The following is a 17587-nucleotide window of genomic DNA, read 5'->3' as shown; positions in this document are numbered from 1 at the left end:
GCCAATTAGCGCATTGTGCTGGTGTTATTGCAATTAGCTTATATTTGGTTTAAAATATACGTGACTTTACGTATTGACTTATAGTTTATTAAAAGTTAAATTCGCCTTTTAACAGATATAGTTCATTGAAACGGGACTGTGTCTTGACGTTGGGCAACATATGAAAAAAACATTCATAACTTTATCGATAATTTGTATTTCAATTATTAGTTGCGCTGTATCAACAAACTCATCGGACAAGAAAAATGATTTATACAAATACGGATTTAATGGAAAAGTAAAATCTGTAAAATCCGAACTATTTAATCTGATTCCAGAAAAAGATACTTTTAAAATTGGAAACAAAGAAAATGGAATTGGAATTGACAAAAATTTGGTTTTGGAATTTAATCAGCTTGGAAACCTTACTTTATCTAAAGAGTTTCTAGCAAATGGAGATATTCGGAAAGAGACATCATACACTTATGATAAAAGAGACCGATTACTTAATTTAAGAGAAGTTGACCATTATGGAAAAGGTTCAGTTTTAGAATATGATTACAGTTACAATTCACGGGACAGTATAACCCAACTCGTAATAAAGGAAAATGACTTTAGGCGAACATATAAAATTGAACGTGACGAAGATAACCGACCTATTAAAAGAGAAATTATTCAAAATGACACAATTCAATCGACTTATAGCGCAAGATATGATAGTAACAATAACTTGATTTCCGAGAGCGAATTCGATTATGAAAATAAACCCATCAGGTTAGTCGAGAGAAGTTTTAATTCTCAAAACCTCAAAGAAAGAGAAATGATTACCGAATACAGTGATTGGGACACGATTGAAGAAGAAAACAAATACTTTTATAATAAAAACAATAAAAAAATTGTCGAACAATTTAATATCGAAAATGACTCGACCTTCGACGAAGCAAAATACAAATACCATAATAACGGAGAACTAATGGAGTCTACCACTGTAATTGGAGATGATGAATTCAATCTTGTCGAAAAAAATCAATATAATGAAAATGGGGATTTGACTGAAAAAATGGTTAAAACATCTGATGGCGAAACAAAAGATGTTTGGAGTTATGATTTTAAATACGATTCAGAAAATAATTGGATTGAGAAAATTGAATTTAAAAATGATAAACCCCTAAGGATTTTAAAACGTAAAATTGATTATTATAAATAAAATACGCTGCTTAACAATGACTATAAGTAATTGCTTGTTCTCGCCTACTTCTGAAAATCCTCGCGGATTTTCAGGTTGGTGTGTACTTGCTTGCTTAACCGTTAAACCACGTAACTACTCATAGCCGAGACCGATAAGCGTAATTAAAAAACCTCTCAATTCTGAGAGGTTTTTTATTTATTCTATAACATAAGAATTCATAATATTTTTGAGCTGTAGTTTTAGGTCTTCACCTGTGTCGTAAATCATCTGTTCTTCCGTTGGGAATGGTACCGCACGGTTGTTTAGAAAAGGCAGTAAATCGTTATCTAAAGCTCTACGGTCTCCCTGTGCATTGGCATAGATATGCTCAAAAATAAACTCGCTACTTACAGGGAAAGCATCTGCCAACTGCTTGGTGTTAAGATTGTAGTATTCTACATTACCAACTACTTGTGAGGTTTTTAATTGTCTAAACTCATAGAATTGGCATCTTACGGTTTTTAGATTATCAACTTCTATGGCATTACCAAGGCTGTCTTTAACCACATTACCACGATCGTCTAACAATTTCTTTTTACCATCTACAATTTGCTTTTCTTTAATGATTTGACGCTCTTTAACCTGTTCTGGAGACACGTTTATTTCTCTTAGGTTAACGCGCATATTGTAATCGTACCTTACAGCTCTGTCGGCATTATTGTGATATACCGTCCAAAGGTTATCGAGTCCATATGTACTAAAGTTTAGCAAGTCGTTTTCCAAGCGTTGCGGAATAACTTTTTGGGTGTCGTTTATCATTTCAACCAAAACAAAATCAGTGCCCTTTTGGTGTGCAACATCTATAAGTTGTCTTACATCTTTGTAATTAGGGTTGATTTCTTCAATTTGCTGTAACTGGTCGTAAGCAAAACGGTAATCAGATTTGTTGTTGGTATTTGTGTTTAATAAACCTACGGCATTGCTGTACAGTTGCTCAGAAGCATTGTCTTTAGCCGAAATTATAGCACTAGAATAATCCTTAAAGTTAAAGGCAACTTCTCTGTCATCTACATAAAGTGGTAATAGTGGTTTAATACGTTGTTGTCTGTTATCTAAAGCCACATATAGATCATATATTTTGATATGGTTTTCTGGGTTGTTGTCTTTTTGCAGAAAGCTTATGTTTTCTAAATCGCGTTGGTTGGCTTTCTTATACGCATCTTGAAGCATAACGATATATTCGGCTTTTCGCTTTTTGTTTTTGTTGGTGCGCAGTTTGCTAACAGCATCGTTAATGGCTTTATCATAATTACCAACACTTACAGCTTTTTCAATTTGTTTGCTGGTACTACAGGAAAGGACAAATAAAAGTGACAATGTAAAAAGTAATAGTCTCTTCATGGGTAAGCGGTTTAGTTTAGTGGTTTTTAGAAATTTAATGCAAAGTAGATATTTTGCTGATAAAACGCTAATAAATGCGGTGAAAGGCATTTATTATTTAGTGGTACTAGGATTTTATTGTTCTTATTTGTTGAATATAAGTGGAAATTTAAAATAAAAAACCTCTTTACTTAAGAACGTGTAAAGAGGTTTTTAACACTAACTAACTAACTAACTAACTAACTAACTAACTAACCATTCAATCTATAAGATTTTAAAATGTTTTTTAACTGCAACTTTAAATCTTCACCAGAATCGTAAACCATTTGTTCATCGGTAGGGAATCTTAATTGTTGCTGTCTTAAAAGGCGCTTATCATTATTATTGGTCAACGCTCTTGCATCTCCTCTGTAGCGTCCAAAGATATTTTCGAAAGTGAAACCACTATCTAATGTAAAGGTATCTACGATTTGGTTGTATTTAAGATCGGTATAAACCACATCAGCAACTACTTGTGCAGACTTGGTTTGTATTACTTCAAAGAAACGTGCTTTTACATTCACAATCTTATCCACTTTAATGTCATTACCAAGGCTATCTTTCATAACGTTACCTCTTCTGTCAGTAACATATTCCCAGCCATCAACAATATCTCTTTCTCTAAGTTGCTGTCTTTCATTTATACGCTCAGGCGACACATTAATTTGTTTGAGTTGTAATTCCATGGCGAAATCGTAAACCATAGAAGGCTCTATATTTGCGTGGTATTCTGTCCAGAATTGGTTTAAACCATAGGTGTTAAAATCTATCAATTCAGCTTCTAATTGTTGTGTTAACAACTGATTAGTGTGATTTACAATAGCAACGCTAACGTAATCGGTACCTTTTTGATGCGCTTCTTCAAGTAAGCTTCTCGTTTCCTCAAAATTAGGATTAATGCTTTCTATGTAATTGAAAATGTCATAAGCTTTTCTAGCATTGTATTTGTCATCAGAATCTAATAGTGTAATGCCTTGTCCGATTAAATAATCAGATGTTTTATATCTGTAATCAACAATTTGAGAACTATAATCGTTAAACTGAAACTCCAGATTTTTACCGTTGATTTGTAAAGGCAATACACGTTTTATAGCATTTTGTCTAGCTTCTAAATCCAAATAAAGATTATAGATTGTTTTATATTGCTCAGGGTTACCATCTTTTTCTAGATGCGTAATATCTTGCAAATCTTCCTCTAAAACTTTGTAGTAAGCATCTTGAAGCATTACAACATAATCTTGCTTACGCTTTTTATCCTTGTTGTTTTCAAGTTTTCTTAAAGCTTCAGAAATTGCCTCATCATAGTTACCATGACTTATGGCTTCTTCAATTTGTTTTTTTGCACTACACGATACAAGTACCGAAAACAGGACTGTAAATAGTAATAGTTTTTTCATGATTCTTAAGTTTAGAGGGTTACTATGAAATAGTATAACCAACTATAATGCCAAAAAATAAAACTATTTGATATTCAGTATTTTAATATGTATTAATTGAAAAGGGTTGAAATTAGATACATATGTTTGAAGATTTTGTTTCTTTGTAAACCCAAAAATTACAATGTTTAAGAAAGCGTCTCTTTTTCATCCCTTACAAGTAGAAACTTCGGTAGAGCTGCCAAAGCAATTTACCTTTCCGTTTTATTACGAACCACATGAACTTTCGGTAAAAGCTGCTGAAGAGGTTAAGTCTTATTTGAATTCTCAAACAGATTTTGAACACAATTTTGGCTTGGATACATCTAAAACAGGACTGAAAATTGGGAAGATGTTTGGTGTAATGATTGTAAAAAATGAAAAAGAAGAACTAGGTTACATCGTTGCTTTTTCCGGAAAATTGGCGGAAAGCAATTATTTAGATGGTTTTGTGCCACCAATTTATGATACCCTTAAAGCAGATGGGTTTTATAAAAAAGGGGAAGCCTATTTAAATGAACTCAACGCTAAAATTGAAGCACTAGAGCAGAGTGAAGCTTTTATAAAAGCAAAATTGAGATTAGAAGAGCTTAAACTACATTCTGAAAAGACCTTAGAGGATTTTAAACAAAAAGCCAAAAAAGAAAAGCAATTACGAAAGCAAAAACGTGTAGAGGCAGAGGCTAACTTATCAAAAGTAGAACAATCAGAATTGCTAGAAACGCTTAAAGAAGAAAGTATTCAAAGTAATTTAAAGTTGAAGTATTTAAAGCGTGATATACAATTAGCTATTGCAGATGCAGAAAATACGCTATCAAAACTTCAAGAACCTATTGAAGCTCTAAAAAAAGAACGCAAAACACTTTCAGCAAAGCTACAGCGACAAATACATGAAGAGTATCGCTTTTTAAATGCTTTGGGTGAAACAAAGGATTTAATAGATATTTTTAAAACTACCGATTTAGGACATCCGCCAGCTGCGGCAGGTGAGTGTGCTGCACCAAAGTTATTTCAGTTTGCTTTTGAAAATAGCTTAACACCAATTGCAATGGCTGAGTTTTGGTGGGGAAGTTCGCCAAAATCAGAAGTTAGAAAGCATGGACAGTTTTATCCGTCTTGTCGTGGGAAATGTGAACCCATTTTGGGTCATATGATGCAAGGCTTAGATGTGGAAGCAAATCCAATAGAACAAGCGCACACTTTTGAAGGAGAAATGGATATTGTTTATGAAGATGCGTATTTACTATTGGTAAATAAGCCACATGAATTTTTATCTGTACCAGGAAAAACAATTAAAGATTCTGTGCTTACAAGAATGCAAGACTATTTACCAAATGCTTCAGGAGCTTTGTTGGTGCATCGTTTAGACATGTCAACGTCAGGATTGCTATTAGTAGCTAAGAATGAAAAGACGTATAAAAAACTTCAAAGACAGTTCATTAACCGTACCATTAAAAAGCGATATGTGGCGCTCCTTGATGGCGAACTAAATACATTAACCGGAACTATAGATTTACCACTTCGTGTAGATCTGGATAATAGACCAAGACAGTTAGTGTGTTATGAGTATGGCAAACCAGCTAAAACCAGCTATGAAGTTTTAGACGTAAAAGACGGTAAAACTAGAATCCATTTTTATCCTATTACCGGAAGAACACATCAATTGAGAGTTCATGCCGCACATCATAAAGGGTTAAATCTATCTATTGTGGGAGATGATCTTTATGGACAATCTGCCGACAGACTTCATTTACATGCCGAAATGTTAAGCTTTGAACATCCCATTAAAAAAGAATGGGTAAGCTTTACGTGTAAGGCGCCTTTTTAGTTAAATAAATATAACAGATATGTCATTCTGAATTTATTTCAGAATCTAACATACTTATAGCTATAGATTAATCAGAATCTAAAAAATTCAGCTTGACAAAATGTAAAAGAAAGTGATTAGGTTTACTTCTTTTTCTTCGGGTTAAAAACAGGTAGTAATTGCGTTTTTACAGAACCAAAACCAATTCTAATATCGTCTTTTTCACAATGACCTCTCATGATTACCGTATCGTAATCATTGATGAACTTACGTTCTGAGCCATCTTTCATTTTTAAAGGTTTAGCACCTCTCCAAGACAGTTCTAACATAGAACCATAAGAATCTTCCGTTGGTCCAGAAATAGTTCCGCTACCCATCATATCACCAGAGTTTACAGGACAACCATTGACTGTATGATGCGCTAATTGTTGTGCCATATTCCAATACATATATTTGAAATTAGACTTACAAACTGTGGTTTCTTTAGAACCTTTTGGTTGAATACCAACTTCTAGGTTAATATCAAAACTCTTTTTTCCTTTAGATTGTAAGTAAGGTAACGGTTTTGGATCTTGCTTAGGACTTTCAGTTCTAAACGGTTCTAAAGCATCTAAAGTTACAATCCATGGTGACATAGAAGACGCAAAGTTTTTCCCAAGGAAAGGCCCAAGTGGCACATATTCCCACTTTTGAATATCTCTAGCCGACCAATCATTAAATAAAACAAGTCCAAAGATGTATTCTTCAGCTTCTTCAACAGGAATTGGTTCCCCTAAATCATTAGCATCAGTAGTAATAAAAGCCATTTCCAATTCAAAATCTACCAATTTTGATGGACCGAACACAGGAGTTTCAGCACCTTCAGGCATAGTTTGTCCTTGAGGACGATGTACAGGTATTCCAGAAGGAATGATAGAAGAACTTCTTCCATGATAGCCTACAGGTAAATGCAACCAATTTGGCATTAATGCATTGTCAGCACCTCTGAACATTGTACCTACATTTGTAGCGTGTTCTTTACTGGCGTAAAAATCCGTGTAATCACCAACTTGTATAGGTAATTGCATTTCAATTTCATCTAAACGGAATAGAATACGTTCTTTGTGAGGAATGTTATTTTTTAAGGTTTCGTTGGTTTCATCAAAAATCTGAGCGATTCTATTTCGAACCAATCTCCAAGTTTTTCTACCATCAGCAATAAAATCATTCAAAGTGTCTTGTAAGAAAATATCATCAGTAAGCGGAATACCTTCAAAATATCCAAGCTGATGTAAAGCACCAAGGTCTATAGCAGTATCGCCAATTCGGGTTCCGATGGTAATGATGTCATCTCTCGTTAAAAAAACACCGAAAGGTATGTTCTGTATAGGGAAATCTGAGTTTTTACCGACGTGTAACCAAGAGGTTCTATCTGGATTATTGGCTGATAATGGCATATAGTATTGTTGATTAAATGTTCATTAATTTATATTCAAACCTACATAAATTTTGATATTTAAACTAATGTATTCATTATTTTTGTATCGATTTAACAAAGACCTTATTTATGCAACGCGACGAACAAATTTTTGAACTTATACAAGCAGAGAAAGAACGCCAAACTGATGGCATAGAACTTATAGCTTCAGAGAATTTTGTCAGTAACCAAGTAATGGAAGCTGCAGGTTCTGTACTAACCAACAAATATGCTGAGGGTTATCCTGGTAAACGTTATTATGGAGGTTGTGAAGTAGTAGATGAGGTTGAGCAAATCGCAATAGACAGAGCTAAGACGCTTTTTGGTGCCGCTTATGCCAACGTACAACCACATTCTGGGAGTCAAGCTAACACAGCTGTTTTTCATGCTTGTTTAACACCAGGCGATACCATTTTAGGTTTCGATTTATCTCATGGTGGTCACCTTACACATGGTTCTCCTGTGAATTTTTCAGGTAAATTATACCGTCCTACATTTTATGGTGTAAAAAAAGACACAGGTTATATTGATTATGATATGTTGGCTGACCAAGCACAAAAAGAAAAACCAAAATTAATAATCGCTGGAGCTTCGGCATATTCTAGAGATATTGATTTTGCTAAATTTAGAGAAGTAGCCGATAGTGTAGGAGCTGTACTTTTAGCAGATATTTCGCATCCAGCAGGTTTAATTGCTAAGGGTATTTTAAACGACCCGATGCCACATTGCCACGTCGTAACTACAACTACACATAAAACGTTACGTGGACCAAGAGGTGGAATGATTATGATGGGTGAAAATATTGATAATCCATTCGGAATAAAATTAAAGAATGGTAACCTTCGTAAAATGTCAGGTCTTTTAGATTCTGGTGTGTTTCCAGGAAATCAGGGTGGTCCATTAGAGCATATCATTGCAGCTAAAGCTATAGCATTTGGTGAGGCATTGTCTGATGAGTTTTTGCATTATATGCTACAAGTGAAGAAAAATGCTGATGCTATGGCAAAGGCGTTTGTGGCAAAAGATTACAACCTTATTTCAGGAGGCACGGATAACCACATGATGCTTATAGATCTTAGAAATAAAAATATTACAGGTAAAGATGCTGAACAAGCTCTAGTAAAAGCAGATATTACGGTTAATAAGAATATGGTGCCGTTTGATACGGAATCTCCTTTTGTAACGTCAGGAATTAGAGTTGGTACACCAGCAATTACCACTCGTGGATTGAAAGAAGATGATATGGCTTATGTTGTAGATTTAATTGATGAAGTTATTAAAAACTACGAAAACGAGACTATATTAGAAGGTGTAGCTGAAAAGGTGAATGAATTAATGGGAGGAAAGCCATTGTTTAATGCGTAATAGTTTACTATCATTCTGAACTTGATTCAGAATCTAATAATGTAATGAGATGCTGAAACGGGTTCAGCATGACAAATAGGATAAAAAAAAGCCTTTCAAAATTATTGAAAGGCTTTTTACTATTTATCTTTTAATGGAATGGTAATACCAAGAGCAAAGGCACCAACTACTTGTTCAACTTGTGGTTGAATATAATAAGTAAAACCAATATCTACATTTGTTTCTTTTCCTAATTCTAATCCAAAAGCTACAGGTATATGATATTGTAAGCCACTTTTGTTTTTGGATATAAATGCCGTTTGTGTTTCGAATTTACCAATAGATAAACCAAAACCTGTCTCAATATAAGGTGCCACCCAGGGTATTGGTGCTCTTAGTCTGAATTTACCACCTAGAAGCCCTGCCTTTGTTATAGCAAACTCATCAGTTGGATTGCCATTTAAGTCTTCTCCCTTAGGGTTTGTTAGAATGAGGCCTACATAAGGCTTTAATTCAAACCATGATTTTATAGTAAGTACATACTCTCCTTGTAGAAAAAAACCAGAGTCTGCGGTATCATCAACACTTTCATAAGGAATACTCAAGCCATAACCAATTTGAGCGTTTATAGCTCTCTTTTTAACGAATTGAGCATTACATAATAGGGAAGAGGATAGGATAATTAGAAGAAGTAAAGTTTTTTTCATTTATAGATAATTGATTATTTTTAATTCTATTCTTCAAAATTTACGCTTTTGTAGGCTCCAGCATCAGGAGGTGAAACTCTTGTTTCTCCTAAAATATCTTCTGTAATTAAAAAAGCAGGACTACCAATACCATTAGCATCAGAATCAGCTCCAATGCGCATTAAATTTTCAAAAGGATCTTCAAAATCTGGATCTAGATTAAACCAGTTTCCTTCGTAATTAGTTATATCATCAAAGTCATAATTGCCTGAACCATCAAGATTACTATTATTAAAGCTAAGTAAGCAATTATTAAACTTGAAGGTAAACTCAGCACCTTCATTTTCTAATAAAAATTCAGGATTGTCATTGCCATACACAATACAATTATTGATGTTTGCTACAGTTGTATTGGTGTAAATGGTATTGTTTTCATCTACTGTGAAATCATTAATCAATAGTGCTGGGTATTGTCTAAAACTGTTATTCCAATAGTTCGCTATGGTGCAATGCGTTAAGTTATATACTCCACCAAAAGTGCCAGCAAAAGAGGATTGTCCACTGTTATTAATCACTACATTTTCTGCTGTAATAGAAGTCGCATTACCAAGAATACCAAAGCTACTTGTATTATAAACTTGAGAATTAGTAATGGTGAGTTTAGCATTAGGATCATTTTGTCCAAATTCAGAAAGCACACCTATAGTCGCATTTTTAATGGTCGCATGATTTATGGTATTGTTAATGCTACCATCAAAAAGCCATATCGTTCCCCATTGTCCTGGAATATCTTCATAAAGTGGCTCTAAACGATCACCTTCTAAAATCACTTCATTTTCAAGAAGGTCTTGATCTGTGCTTAAATCACCATTGATGTTTAAAGTTCCACCTTGCGTCACAATAATACCAGATTCCGCATGAAAATGTACACGTGCACCAGATTCCATCGTTAATGTTTGTCCATTGCCAACACCTGCATAACCATAAATAACATAAGGCTTTTCATTGGTAAAGGTGAGTTCTTCATCCTCGAGAAAACGTCCTTGCAAAGTGGTTTCATCAGGATTTCCATCTCCGTCTACATCAAAAGTTAAGGTCTCAATAATGTTTGTTTCCTCATCTTTGTTAGGATAAATAAAAACCGCATCTTTTACCAAAGTCACCAAATCTACATCTTGTTGGTTATTTCCAGAGTCGAATAAAATTCTATCTGTATATAAAAACTGAATATCCGAATTGGATAAAGCCTCAATATCTATTGTAGTTTCTATAAAAATATAAAGACTGTCATTGGCCAAAAGTTCTACATCTTCAAAAAACTTACCTTCTTGATCATCAGCTAAACCTGTTGTACCATCAATATTCATTCGATAATAAGAGCTAACTCCATTTTCTAATTGAATGGTCGGAATTACAATATCTTCATCGCTACGGTTGTATACTTTTAGGTTGTATGTGCTAGAACCAATATTGGTAAAAACCGTATCGAGATATACCGTATCTCTAGCAAATTCTAGGTTTCCTGTGCTTGGTGAAAATTCGAAATCATTTCTACATGAGCTCCAGAATATTAAAACTGAAAAGCAGATAAGAAAGGTAAGCAGTCGCTTCATAAAGTAAAACTATAATTAAGGCTTAAAAATATAACTTTTGAAGTTATGATTTATTATGAAGATCGATTAATTGTTTTTGGCTATTTAGTCTTTAATAACATTTTCTTCTCCGTATTGATCAAGAAGAATTAAAAACAATTGACTATTGAGCACCAACTGATCTAGAAGTTGCATTTTTTTGTTTTCGGCAAGTAACTCTGTACTTATTTGTTTTGCAGCACAAAAGTCGAGAAACAATTTTGTTTGGTTTTTTGGGATTTGAAGATTTTCTGTTAGTAAACGTTCATTAAAAAACGAACTTTTAGTGAATAAGGAATCCATTTGCTCATAAGAAATGGGCTGATATTCGGGCATTTTAGACTTTTTTCCTTTGAATAGTTTAGCTACTTGGCCAATTAGGTAAATAAAATCTACACCATAACTAGCACCAGCAGGTTGATATTTTTCAGGATGATTCTTTATATCTTCAGCAATTAGGTTTTTGAGCTCTATATTATAAGTTTCCTCTTCAAAAATGGGTTGCTCAGGTTCGGCTTTAATTTCAACTTCATCTAATTCACTCACAATTTTTTTTAATTCAAAAACGGCTACACCTTCAAAATGTATTGATTGAAGCACAACGATTTTTGGGTGATAAAACAAGGATTGAAATCTAATAGTATCATTTTCTTTGGCAATGATGGTAAAGTCTCCATCATCATCAGTAAGCGTAACACTTTTCTGAGAGAGATTATGAACTTTGATGTTTTTTATCGTGGAAACAGAGTCGTAAACTTTTCCTCTTAATATTTGTCCATAAAGTGAAAATGATAGAATTGTAAAGCAGAAAAATAGAGTTAAGCGCATTTGTGATGGTTGATTGATACGCTAAAGAAACTACTTTAAAGTGTAACTAATTCACAGATTAATTAAACTTTAACCTAAATATTTGTTAATTAGAATAGTGAGATAACTTCTTCTGGAATCCTTGCAGGTCGTTTTGTGTTAGCATTCATAAAGCACCATTTGGTTTCTGAAGCTGCAGCTAATTTATTTGTTGAAAGATTAAAAATCTCTACTTTTCTAATAGATATTAAACCTTCAGACTTAATAACAAACGTCTTTAAGTTGATGTCATCTCCTAAAACAGCCTGACTTTTATAGTCAATATGATGGCTCATCATTACCCAAAAATAATTATCAGTAATATCTTTTGGTGCATTGTTAAGCCAATGAAGCTCCGCAATATCTTGAACCCACTGTACATAACGTACGTTGTTGACATGGTTGAGTTGATCTAAATCGTCTTTGGAAACTTTTATGATTTTTTCAAAAACTTTCATTAAGACTTTTACTTTTTCTTAATGGTAACTTCGAATAGTTTATCCCAATTTTTTCCGGTGACAAAAATAGTTTTACGTTCAGGATGGTAAGCAATTCCATTAAGAACATCCAATTCAGGATGCTGAGTTACTAATTTTCTTAAAGGCTTAAAATCAATTACGCCTTCAACACCACCAGTTTTAGGGTTAATGATAACCACACCGTTACGTTGATAGATGTTGGCAAAGATTTTCCCGTCAATCCATTCTAATTCGTTTAAAGCAGGGATTTTACCCTTTTCAGTATAAACTTCGATATGGCTTTGCTCCGTCAGGTTTTCAGGGTTTATAATCCATATTTTTTCGGTGCCATCAGATTTAAAAAGTTGAGAACCATCATTACAGATTCCCCAGCCTTCTTCACTTTTACCATAGTTGAAAGTACTTAGCTTTTCAAATGAGTTAACATCATAGACAAAGCCTCGTTTTTCGCGCCATGTGAGTTGATAGATTTTATCATCTAAAACGGTAAGACCTTCGGCAAAATATTCATCATCTAAATTGATGTTTTTGAGAACTTCACCTGTCTCAAAATTTACTTTTCTAAGTTTAGATTCTTTATATTGACCAGTGCTTTCGTATAATTCACCATTATGAAATTCCAAACCTTGAGTGTACGATGTTATATCGTGAGGGTAGGTGTTTACAATTTCATAACTGTAATAATTAGGAATAATGTTGTTATAGATTTTAAACGATTGTGTTAGCGTTTGTGTATTGTCATCATATTTTACAACAGCTGAAATGGTTTTTTCACCAAGAGTTATATCATTCAGAATTTTATTATCTGAAATGGTTTTGTCATCTAATTTAAAGGTTACTCTTGTAATGTTTAGCTTTTTAGGATTATCAATCGATAATTTTAAAGTATCACCAAACATTGCAAATTCTCGGTTTGTTTTGATGGATAACCCAGTGTCTTTAGAAGAATTATTCTCGCCACAATTGATTATTGTAAGGCTTAAACATATGACAATGATATAATTATATAAACGCATAAGGTGTCTTTAATTTTTGAGCAAGTTATTAAATAAAATTCAGTTTAAAAATCATTGCAGAAGTATTAAAAGGTTGTATCTTTGCAGCCGGCAAGTCCTACACAACCAGCTCCTGCTCAATCCTCCAGGACGGGAACGTAGCAAAGGTACGCGGTCGTAGCGGTGTGATGTAGGTAGCTTGCCTTTTTTTGTACCCTAAATTCAAATCTTTGTAAGTGCAAAACATAACAATTTCTTTAAACTTTGTACTTTTAACTTCAAATTTTACATCAAGAAAATGTCTAAAGTTGTTTTAATAACAGGAGGTTCTTCGGGAATTGGAAAATCTATAGGTGAATTTTTAAAGGATAAAGGGTATAACGTATTTGGTACAAGCCGTAATCCTGAAAAATATCCTGAAAGTAAATTTCCTATTGTAGCATTAGACGTTACAAAAATTGAAACCATTCAAAGTTGTATAGCAGAAGTTTTAAAAACCGCTGGACAAATAGATGTGCTTGTAAATAATGCCGGAGCAGGAATAACAGGTCCTATGGAGGAAATTCCAGATGCTGAGATAAAACGTAATTTTGAAACAAACTTCTTTGGTCCAATAAACGTTATTAAAGCAGTTTTACCAGCAATGAGAGCGCAGAATAAAGGTTTGATTATAAATATAACTTCAATAGCAGGTTATATGGGCTTACCATTTAGAGGCGCCTATAGTGCTAGCAAAGGAGCTTTAGAGATTGTAACGGAAGCCTTTAGAATGGAGTTGAAAGACTTTAATATTGAAATGACCAATGTTGCTCCTGGAGATTTTGCCACTAATATTGCCGCAGGTCGTTATCATGCACCTGTTTTAGATAATTCGCCTTACAAGGAAAAGTATGGACATTCATTAAAAACGATGGATGAACATGTTGATGAAGGAGGTGATCCAACGCAAATGGCTGAAGCTATATTTAAAATCATAAATACAGATAAACCGAAAATTCATTACAAAGTAGGGGCTTTTATGCAGAAGTTTTCAGTTGTGTTAAAACGTGTGCTTCCCGATAAGGTTTATGAGCGAATGTTAATGAAGCATTACGAGTTATAGGCTTTTTTTGGTACGCTATTTGATAAGTTATTTTCAAATCAGCTATCATGAAAAAAACGTTACTCCTTTCTTTTTTACTATCCATTTTATTTTTTAGTTGCAGGGAACCTTTATGTATATTTCCTAGGGAGCCAGAGTTGGCCAATAGAGAATTTCCTATAGGCTCTACTGAGAGTTATTATTATGTTGATATCACGGCTGAAATCAATAATGAGCCTCGAGATGATGATTACGATTATTATTTTGATGTGGTTGGTTTACCTGAAGGATTGGATTATTACGTGAATTACAGAACCATAAGTTTAGAAGGAACTCCAATAGAATCTGGAACATTCGACATCACTATCTACCTTGATGTTGATGGGCCATTTAGAGATTTTGATGATGATTCAGATCTTTGTAATTACAGCACCTCAAAAACCTATACTTTAATTATTGAATAGGCTCTTATTAAAGATATAATTTATATCAGCTGATTGCTTATAAATCAGAGAATACAACTTTTTGAAATAATTAAAGCATCATGAAAAAAAAGCAACTTCTTATTTTTTTATTTTTCATCTTATTCATGAGTTGCGAAATAATAATAGAGTGTATTTTTAATAAAAGCCCAGAAATTCCTGATAAAGAATTTGTTGTAGGTAATATAGGTTATTATTATTTTGATGAAATTGTTTCTGAGATTAAAAATGATCCTCGAGATGATGATTACGATTATTTTTATGAATTTATTGGAGATTTACCAGAGGGCTTAGATTTTTATACAGACTACAGAACCTTAACTATCGAAGGTACGCCACAGGAATCTGGTGTTTTTGAATTCACTTTATATCTAGAAGTTGATCCTCCTGAACATTATGATGAGGAATCTGGGGAGTATGAGGATTCAATGTGCTCAACTTCAACTTCAAAAGATTTTAGCATTACAATACAATAATTATTAATATATATTGATATTTCTTTTAAACCATTAAGGATTAATGTAAATTCGCAACAATTATAACACAACAATTTTCTTATGAAATTTTTTATTGACACAGCGAATTTAGAGCAGATAAAAGAGGCTCAAGACATGGGAATTCTAGATGGTGTAACAACAAACCCATCTTTAATGGCTAAAGAAGGCATCACAGGTCATGATAATATTATGAAGCATTATGTAGATATCTGCAATATTGTAGATGGTGATGTTTCAGCAGAAGTTATTGCAACCGATTTTGAAGGAATGGTTAGAGAAGGTGAGGCTTTAGCTGAATTACATGATCAGATTGTGGTAAAATTACCGATGATAAAGGATGGTGTAAAAGCGTGTAAATATTTCTCAGATAGAGGTATTAAAACCAATGTAACGTTGGTGTTTTCGCCAGGTCAAGCTTTATTAGCAGCAAAAGCAGGTGCAACTTATGTGTCGCCTTTTATCGGACGTTTAGATGATATTTCTACAGATGGATTAAACCTTATTGCAGAAATCCGTCACATCTTTGATAACTATGCTTTTGAAACAGAAATTTTAGCGGCTTCTGTTCGTCATACAATGCATGTTATTGACTGTGCTAAATTAGGAGCAGATGTAATGACAGGTCCTTTAAGTTCAATTACAGGATTGTTAAACCACCCTTTAACAGATATGGGATTAGAAAAATTCTTAGCTGATTACAAGAAAGGAAACTAAAAAGATAATCGATTTTATATTTTAAGAAAGCGCTCTATTTAATAGAGTGCTTTTTTTGTTCCTCTAATAATTCTGAAAGTAAAATATCAAATTCAGAATTATAAATATTGGCATTAGGATGAAGGATATGCCCTGTTTCATCAACAATAATAGCTTTGTTCAAGTAGTTTAATGCTAAAGTCTGTTGAGCCTTTTTAGAGTTTTTAAACTTGTATTCGCAAGTTGTAGGAAAATCATATTGTTTAATGATGTTTTTCCAGAACTCATCATCATTGTCATTAATGTTTACGGAGATAAAGTCCATATTATCGAACTTTGATTTTAGTTCCTTAACCTTATAATGACTATTTCTGTATTGCGATTTTCTGTTAGACGTCCAGAAATAAATAATTGTTGGTTTTGTAATGATTGAAGACAAAGCAGTTTCTTTATCATCATAGTTAACAACAGTAAGATCTGGTAGTGGGTTTCCTTTTCTAAGTAATCTTAAGGAAGCCATTAAATCATTCATGTATGTTTTGTGCTCGTCATCAGTACTTTTTTCAAGATAGTAATCTAACATTTCCTGAGCTTCAGCTTCGCTATGATTGTAGCTAATATAATCTCTTGCCTTATATTTTAGTAGATTGTTTTTAATAGTTTCGTCTTCAACTAAACTATCAATAATATCTAGTTTTGCTTTGTTGTATTCAGCGGAATGTCTATCGAATTTACTATGAAAAGGATTCTTATCATAAAACGCCTTTAGTGCTAAATTATCAATGTGAAAAAACAAGAATCTGTTATAAGAGAAAAAATTACTTAGGTGATTAGCGTTATAATCAACCGTAGTTCTGTAATTATAAAAGTTTTCAGGTAAATCCTTGATGTGAACCAATTTATTATTACCAAAATATGCGAAAGGATAAATTTCTTTATCAGCATATGCGTTATAATTGATATTGGCTTCTATTATTGACTGGAAGAAAGGAGTTTCATCGTTATTCTCTAAAAAAGCTTCAAATTCATTTAAACGACTTAGTCTTCTTTTTTCTATAAAATTATCAAAGTCTTCAGGCTCACGTTGTGCATATGTGTTTAGTTTTTTAGCCTCTTTTTCGTTTGTTAAATATGTTTTTATAAGATAGTTGTTCTTCTTAGCACCTTTTCCTGTGAAAACTAAAGAGCCGTCAAAATCGTAGGTATTAAGCCTAAACATAATACTATCATTAGGCTCTAAAAGTACCATTTGATATTCGCCACCATGTCTTATAGAATAGAGTCCAGGTTGAAGATTTTCTATTTTGTGAAGAAATCTATTGTTAGTATCTAACGTAAAGGTATCGGCAACTTTTCCTTTGGTATTGTATAGTGTAATTTTCTTATTCTTAGGATTAATAATCTCACCTCCTATATAAGCAATATCAGAATTATTACCTTTAGAATTGCATCCAATGGTAAATGAGGCTAGAAAAAAACTACAGAGTAAATATTTATAAATCAAAAAGTCTTTCATTATCGTCAACCTCACAAAAATATACTTTGGAGTATTTAGTTCTTGTTAATACCTCGTTAAATCTTGTTATAGTGTATATTTATTTCGTCTAAT

The 17587-nt window shown here is 33.2% G+C and carries 16 protein-coding genes and 1 other RNA gene; 8 read left to right on the top strand and 9 right to left on the bottom strand.

Features of this window, described 5'->3' with window-relative positions; translation table 11 throughout:
• Positions 1-160: 160 nt before the first annotated feature.
• Positions 161-1186, top strand: coding sequence for a hypothetical protein (locus QGM60_RS06900; RefSeq protein ID WP_281139509.1), 1026 nt, complete (start codon positions 161-163; stop codon positions 1184-1186).
• A 177-nt stretch (positions 1187-1363) separates the two neighbouring features.
• Here the strand turns inward: QGM60_RS06900 and QGM60_RS06895 are convergent, their stop codons facing one another.
• On the bottom strand, positions 1364-2548 hold the full coding sequence (locus QGM60_RS06895) for a hypothetical protein (RefSeq protein WP_281139508.1): 1185 nt from the start codon (positions 2546-2548) through the stop codon (positions 1364-1366).
• A 230-nt stretch (positions 2549-2778) separates the two neighbouring features.
• Positions 2779-3963 (bottom strand): hypothetical protein, encoded by a 1185-nt coding sequence (locus QGM60_RS06890; RefSeq protein ID WP_281139507.1) that lies wholly within the window; start codon positions 3961-3963, stop codon positions 2779-2781.
• A 163-nt stretch (positions 3964-4126) separates the two neighbouring features.
• Here QGM60_RS06890 and QGM60_RS06885 point away from each other — a divergent pair, with 163 nt between their 5' ends.
• Positions 4127-5809 (top strand): pseudouridine synthase, encoded by a 1683-nt coding sequence (locus tag QGM60_RS06885; protein ID WP_281139506.1) that lies wholly within the window; start codon positions 4127-4129, stop codon positions 5807-5809.
• Between the two features lie 122 nt (positions 5810-5931).
• Here QGM60_RS06885 and fahA read toward each other — a convergent pair whose 3' ends face one another.
• Entirely contained in the window at positions 5932-7224 is a 1293-nt protein-coding gene (gene fahA / locus QGM60_RS06880; protein WP_281139505.1) for a fumarylacetoacetase, read from the bottom strand.
• Positions 7225-7334: 110 nt separating this feature from the next.
• Between fahA and glyA the strand changes: the two genes are divergently transcribed.
• Positions 7335-8609, top strand: coding sequence for a serine hydroxymethyltransferase (gene glyA, locus QGM60_RS06875; protein ID WP_281139504.1), 1275 nt, complete (start codon positions 7335-7337; stop codon positions 8607-8609).
• 119 nt (positions 8610-8728) lie between these two features.
• Here glyA and QGM60_RS06870 read toward each other — a convergent pair whose 3' ends face one another.
• From QGM60_RS06870 to QGM60_RS06850, 5 genes are all read right to left on the bottom strand, one after another.
• On the bottom strand, positions 8729-9295 hold the full coding sequence (locus QGM60_RS06870) for a hypothetical protein (protein WP_281139503.1): 567 nt from the start codon (positions 9293-9295) through the stop codon (positions 8729-8731).
• A gap of 26 nt (positions 9296-9321) precedes the next feature.
• A complete protein-coding gene (locus QGM60_RS06865; RefSeq protein WP_281139502.1) occupies positions 9322-10887 on the bottom strand; it encodes a right-handed parallel beta-helix repeat-containing protein in 1566 nt (521 codons plus the stop codon).
• Positions 10888-10971: 84 nt separating this feature from the next.
• Positions 10972-11733, bottom strand: a complete 762-nt coding sequence (locus tag QGM60_RS06860) for a hypothetical protein (protein WP_281139501.1) — start codon at positions 11731-11733, stop codon at positions 10972-10974.
• Positions 11734-11822: 89 nt separating this feature from the next.
• Positions 11823-12209 (bottom strand): thioesterase family protein, encoded by a 387-nt coding sequence (locus QGM60_RS06855; RefSeq protein ID WP_281139500.1) that lies wholly within the window; start codon positions 12207-12209, stop codon positions 11823-11825.
• An 8-nt stretch (positions 12210-12217) separates the two neighbouring features.
• Positions 12218-13246 carry a glutaminyl-peptide cyclotransferase gene (locus QGM60_RS06850; RefSeq protein ID WP_281139499.1) on the bottom strand — a complete coding sequence of 343 codons (1029 nt, stop codon included), beginning with the start codon at positions 13244-13246 and terminating at the stop codon, positions 12218-12220.
• 88 nt (positions 13247-13334) lie between these two features.
• Between QGM60_RS06850 and ffs the strand changes: the two genes are divergently transcribed.
• The 5 genes from ffs (at position 13335) to fsa (ending at position 15999) form a co-directional block, all read left to right on the top strand.
• Positions 13335-13433, top strand: an RNA gene (ffs, locus tag QGM60_RS06845) — signal recognition particle sRNA small type.
• Positions 13434-13523: 90 nt separating this feature from the next.
• Positions 13524-14327 carry an SDR family oxidoreductase gene (locus QGM60_RS06840; RefSeq protein ID WP_281139498.1) on the top strand — a complete coding sequence of 268 codons (804 nt, stop codon included), beginning with the start codon at positions 13524-13526 and terminating at the stop codon, positions 14325-14327.
• A 47-nt stretch (positions 14328-14374) separates the two neighbouring features.
• The gene (locus tag QGM60_RS06835; protein ID WP_281139497.1) at positions 14375-14770 is read left to right on the top strand and encodes a hypothetical protein; all 396 of its coding nucleotides are present in this window, start codon (positions 14375-14377) and stop codon (positions 14768-14770) included.
• Positions 14771-14895: 125 nt separating this feature from the next.
• Positions 14896-15264 carry a hypothetical protein gene (locus QGM60_RS06830; RefSeq protein WP_281139496.1) on the top strand — a complete coding sequence of 123 codons (369 nt, stop codon included), beginning with the start codon at positions 14896-14898 and terminating at the stop codon, positions 15262-15264.
• A gap of 81 nt (positions 15265-15345) precedes the next feature.
• Positions 15346-15999: a fructose-6-phosphate aldolase gene (gene fsa / locus QGM60_RS06825; protein WP_281139495.1), complete on the top strand. Its 654-nt coding sequence runs from the start codon at positions 15346-15348 to the stop codon at positions 15997-15999.
• A gap of 34 nt (positions 16000-16033) precedes the next feature.
• Here fsa and QGM60_RS06820 read toward each other — a convergent pair whose 3' ends face one another.
• The gene (locus tag QGM60_RS06820; RefSeq protein ID WP_281139494.1) at positions 16034-17494 is read right to left on the bottom strand and encodes a thioredoxin-like domain-containing protein; all 1461 of its coding nucleotides are present in this window, start codon (positions 17492-17494) and stop codon (positions 16034-16036) included.
• Positions 17495-17587: the final 93 nt, after the last annotated feature.

Source organism: Winogradskyella sp. SYSU M77433, from assembly GCF_029911945.1.
GTDB lineage: Bacteria > Bacteroidota > Bacteroidia > Flavobacteriales > Flavobacteriaceae > Winogradskyella.
This window is presented reverse-complemented; position numbering and strand designations above follow the sequence as displayed.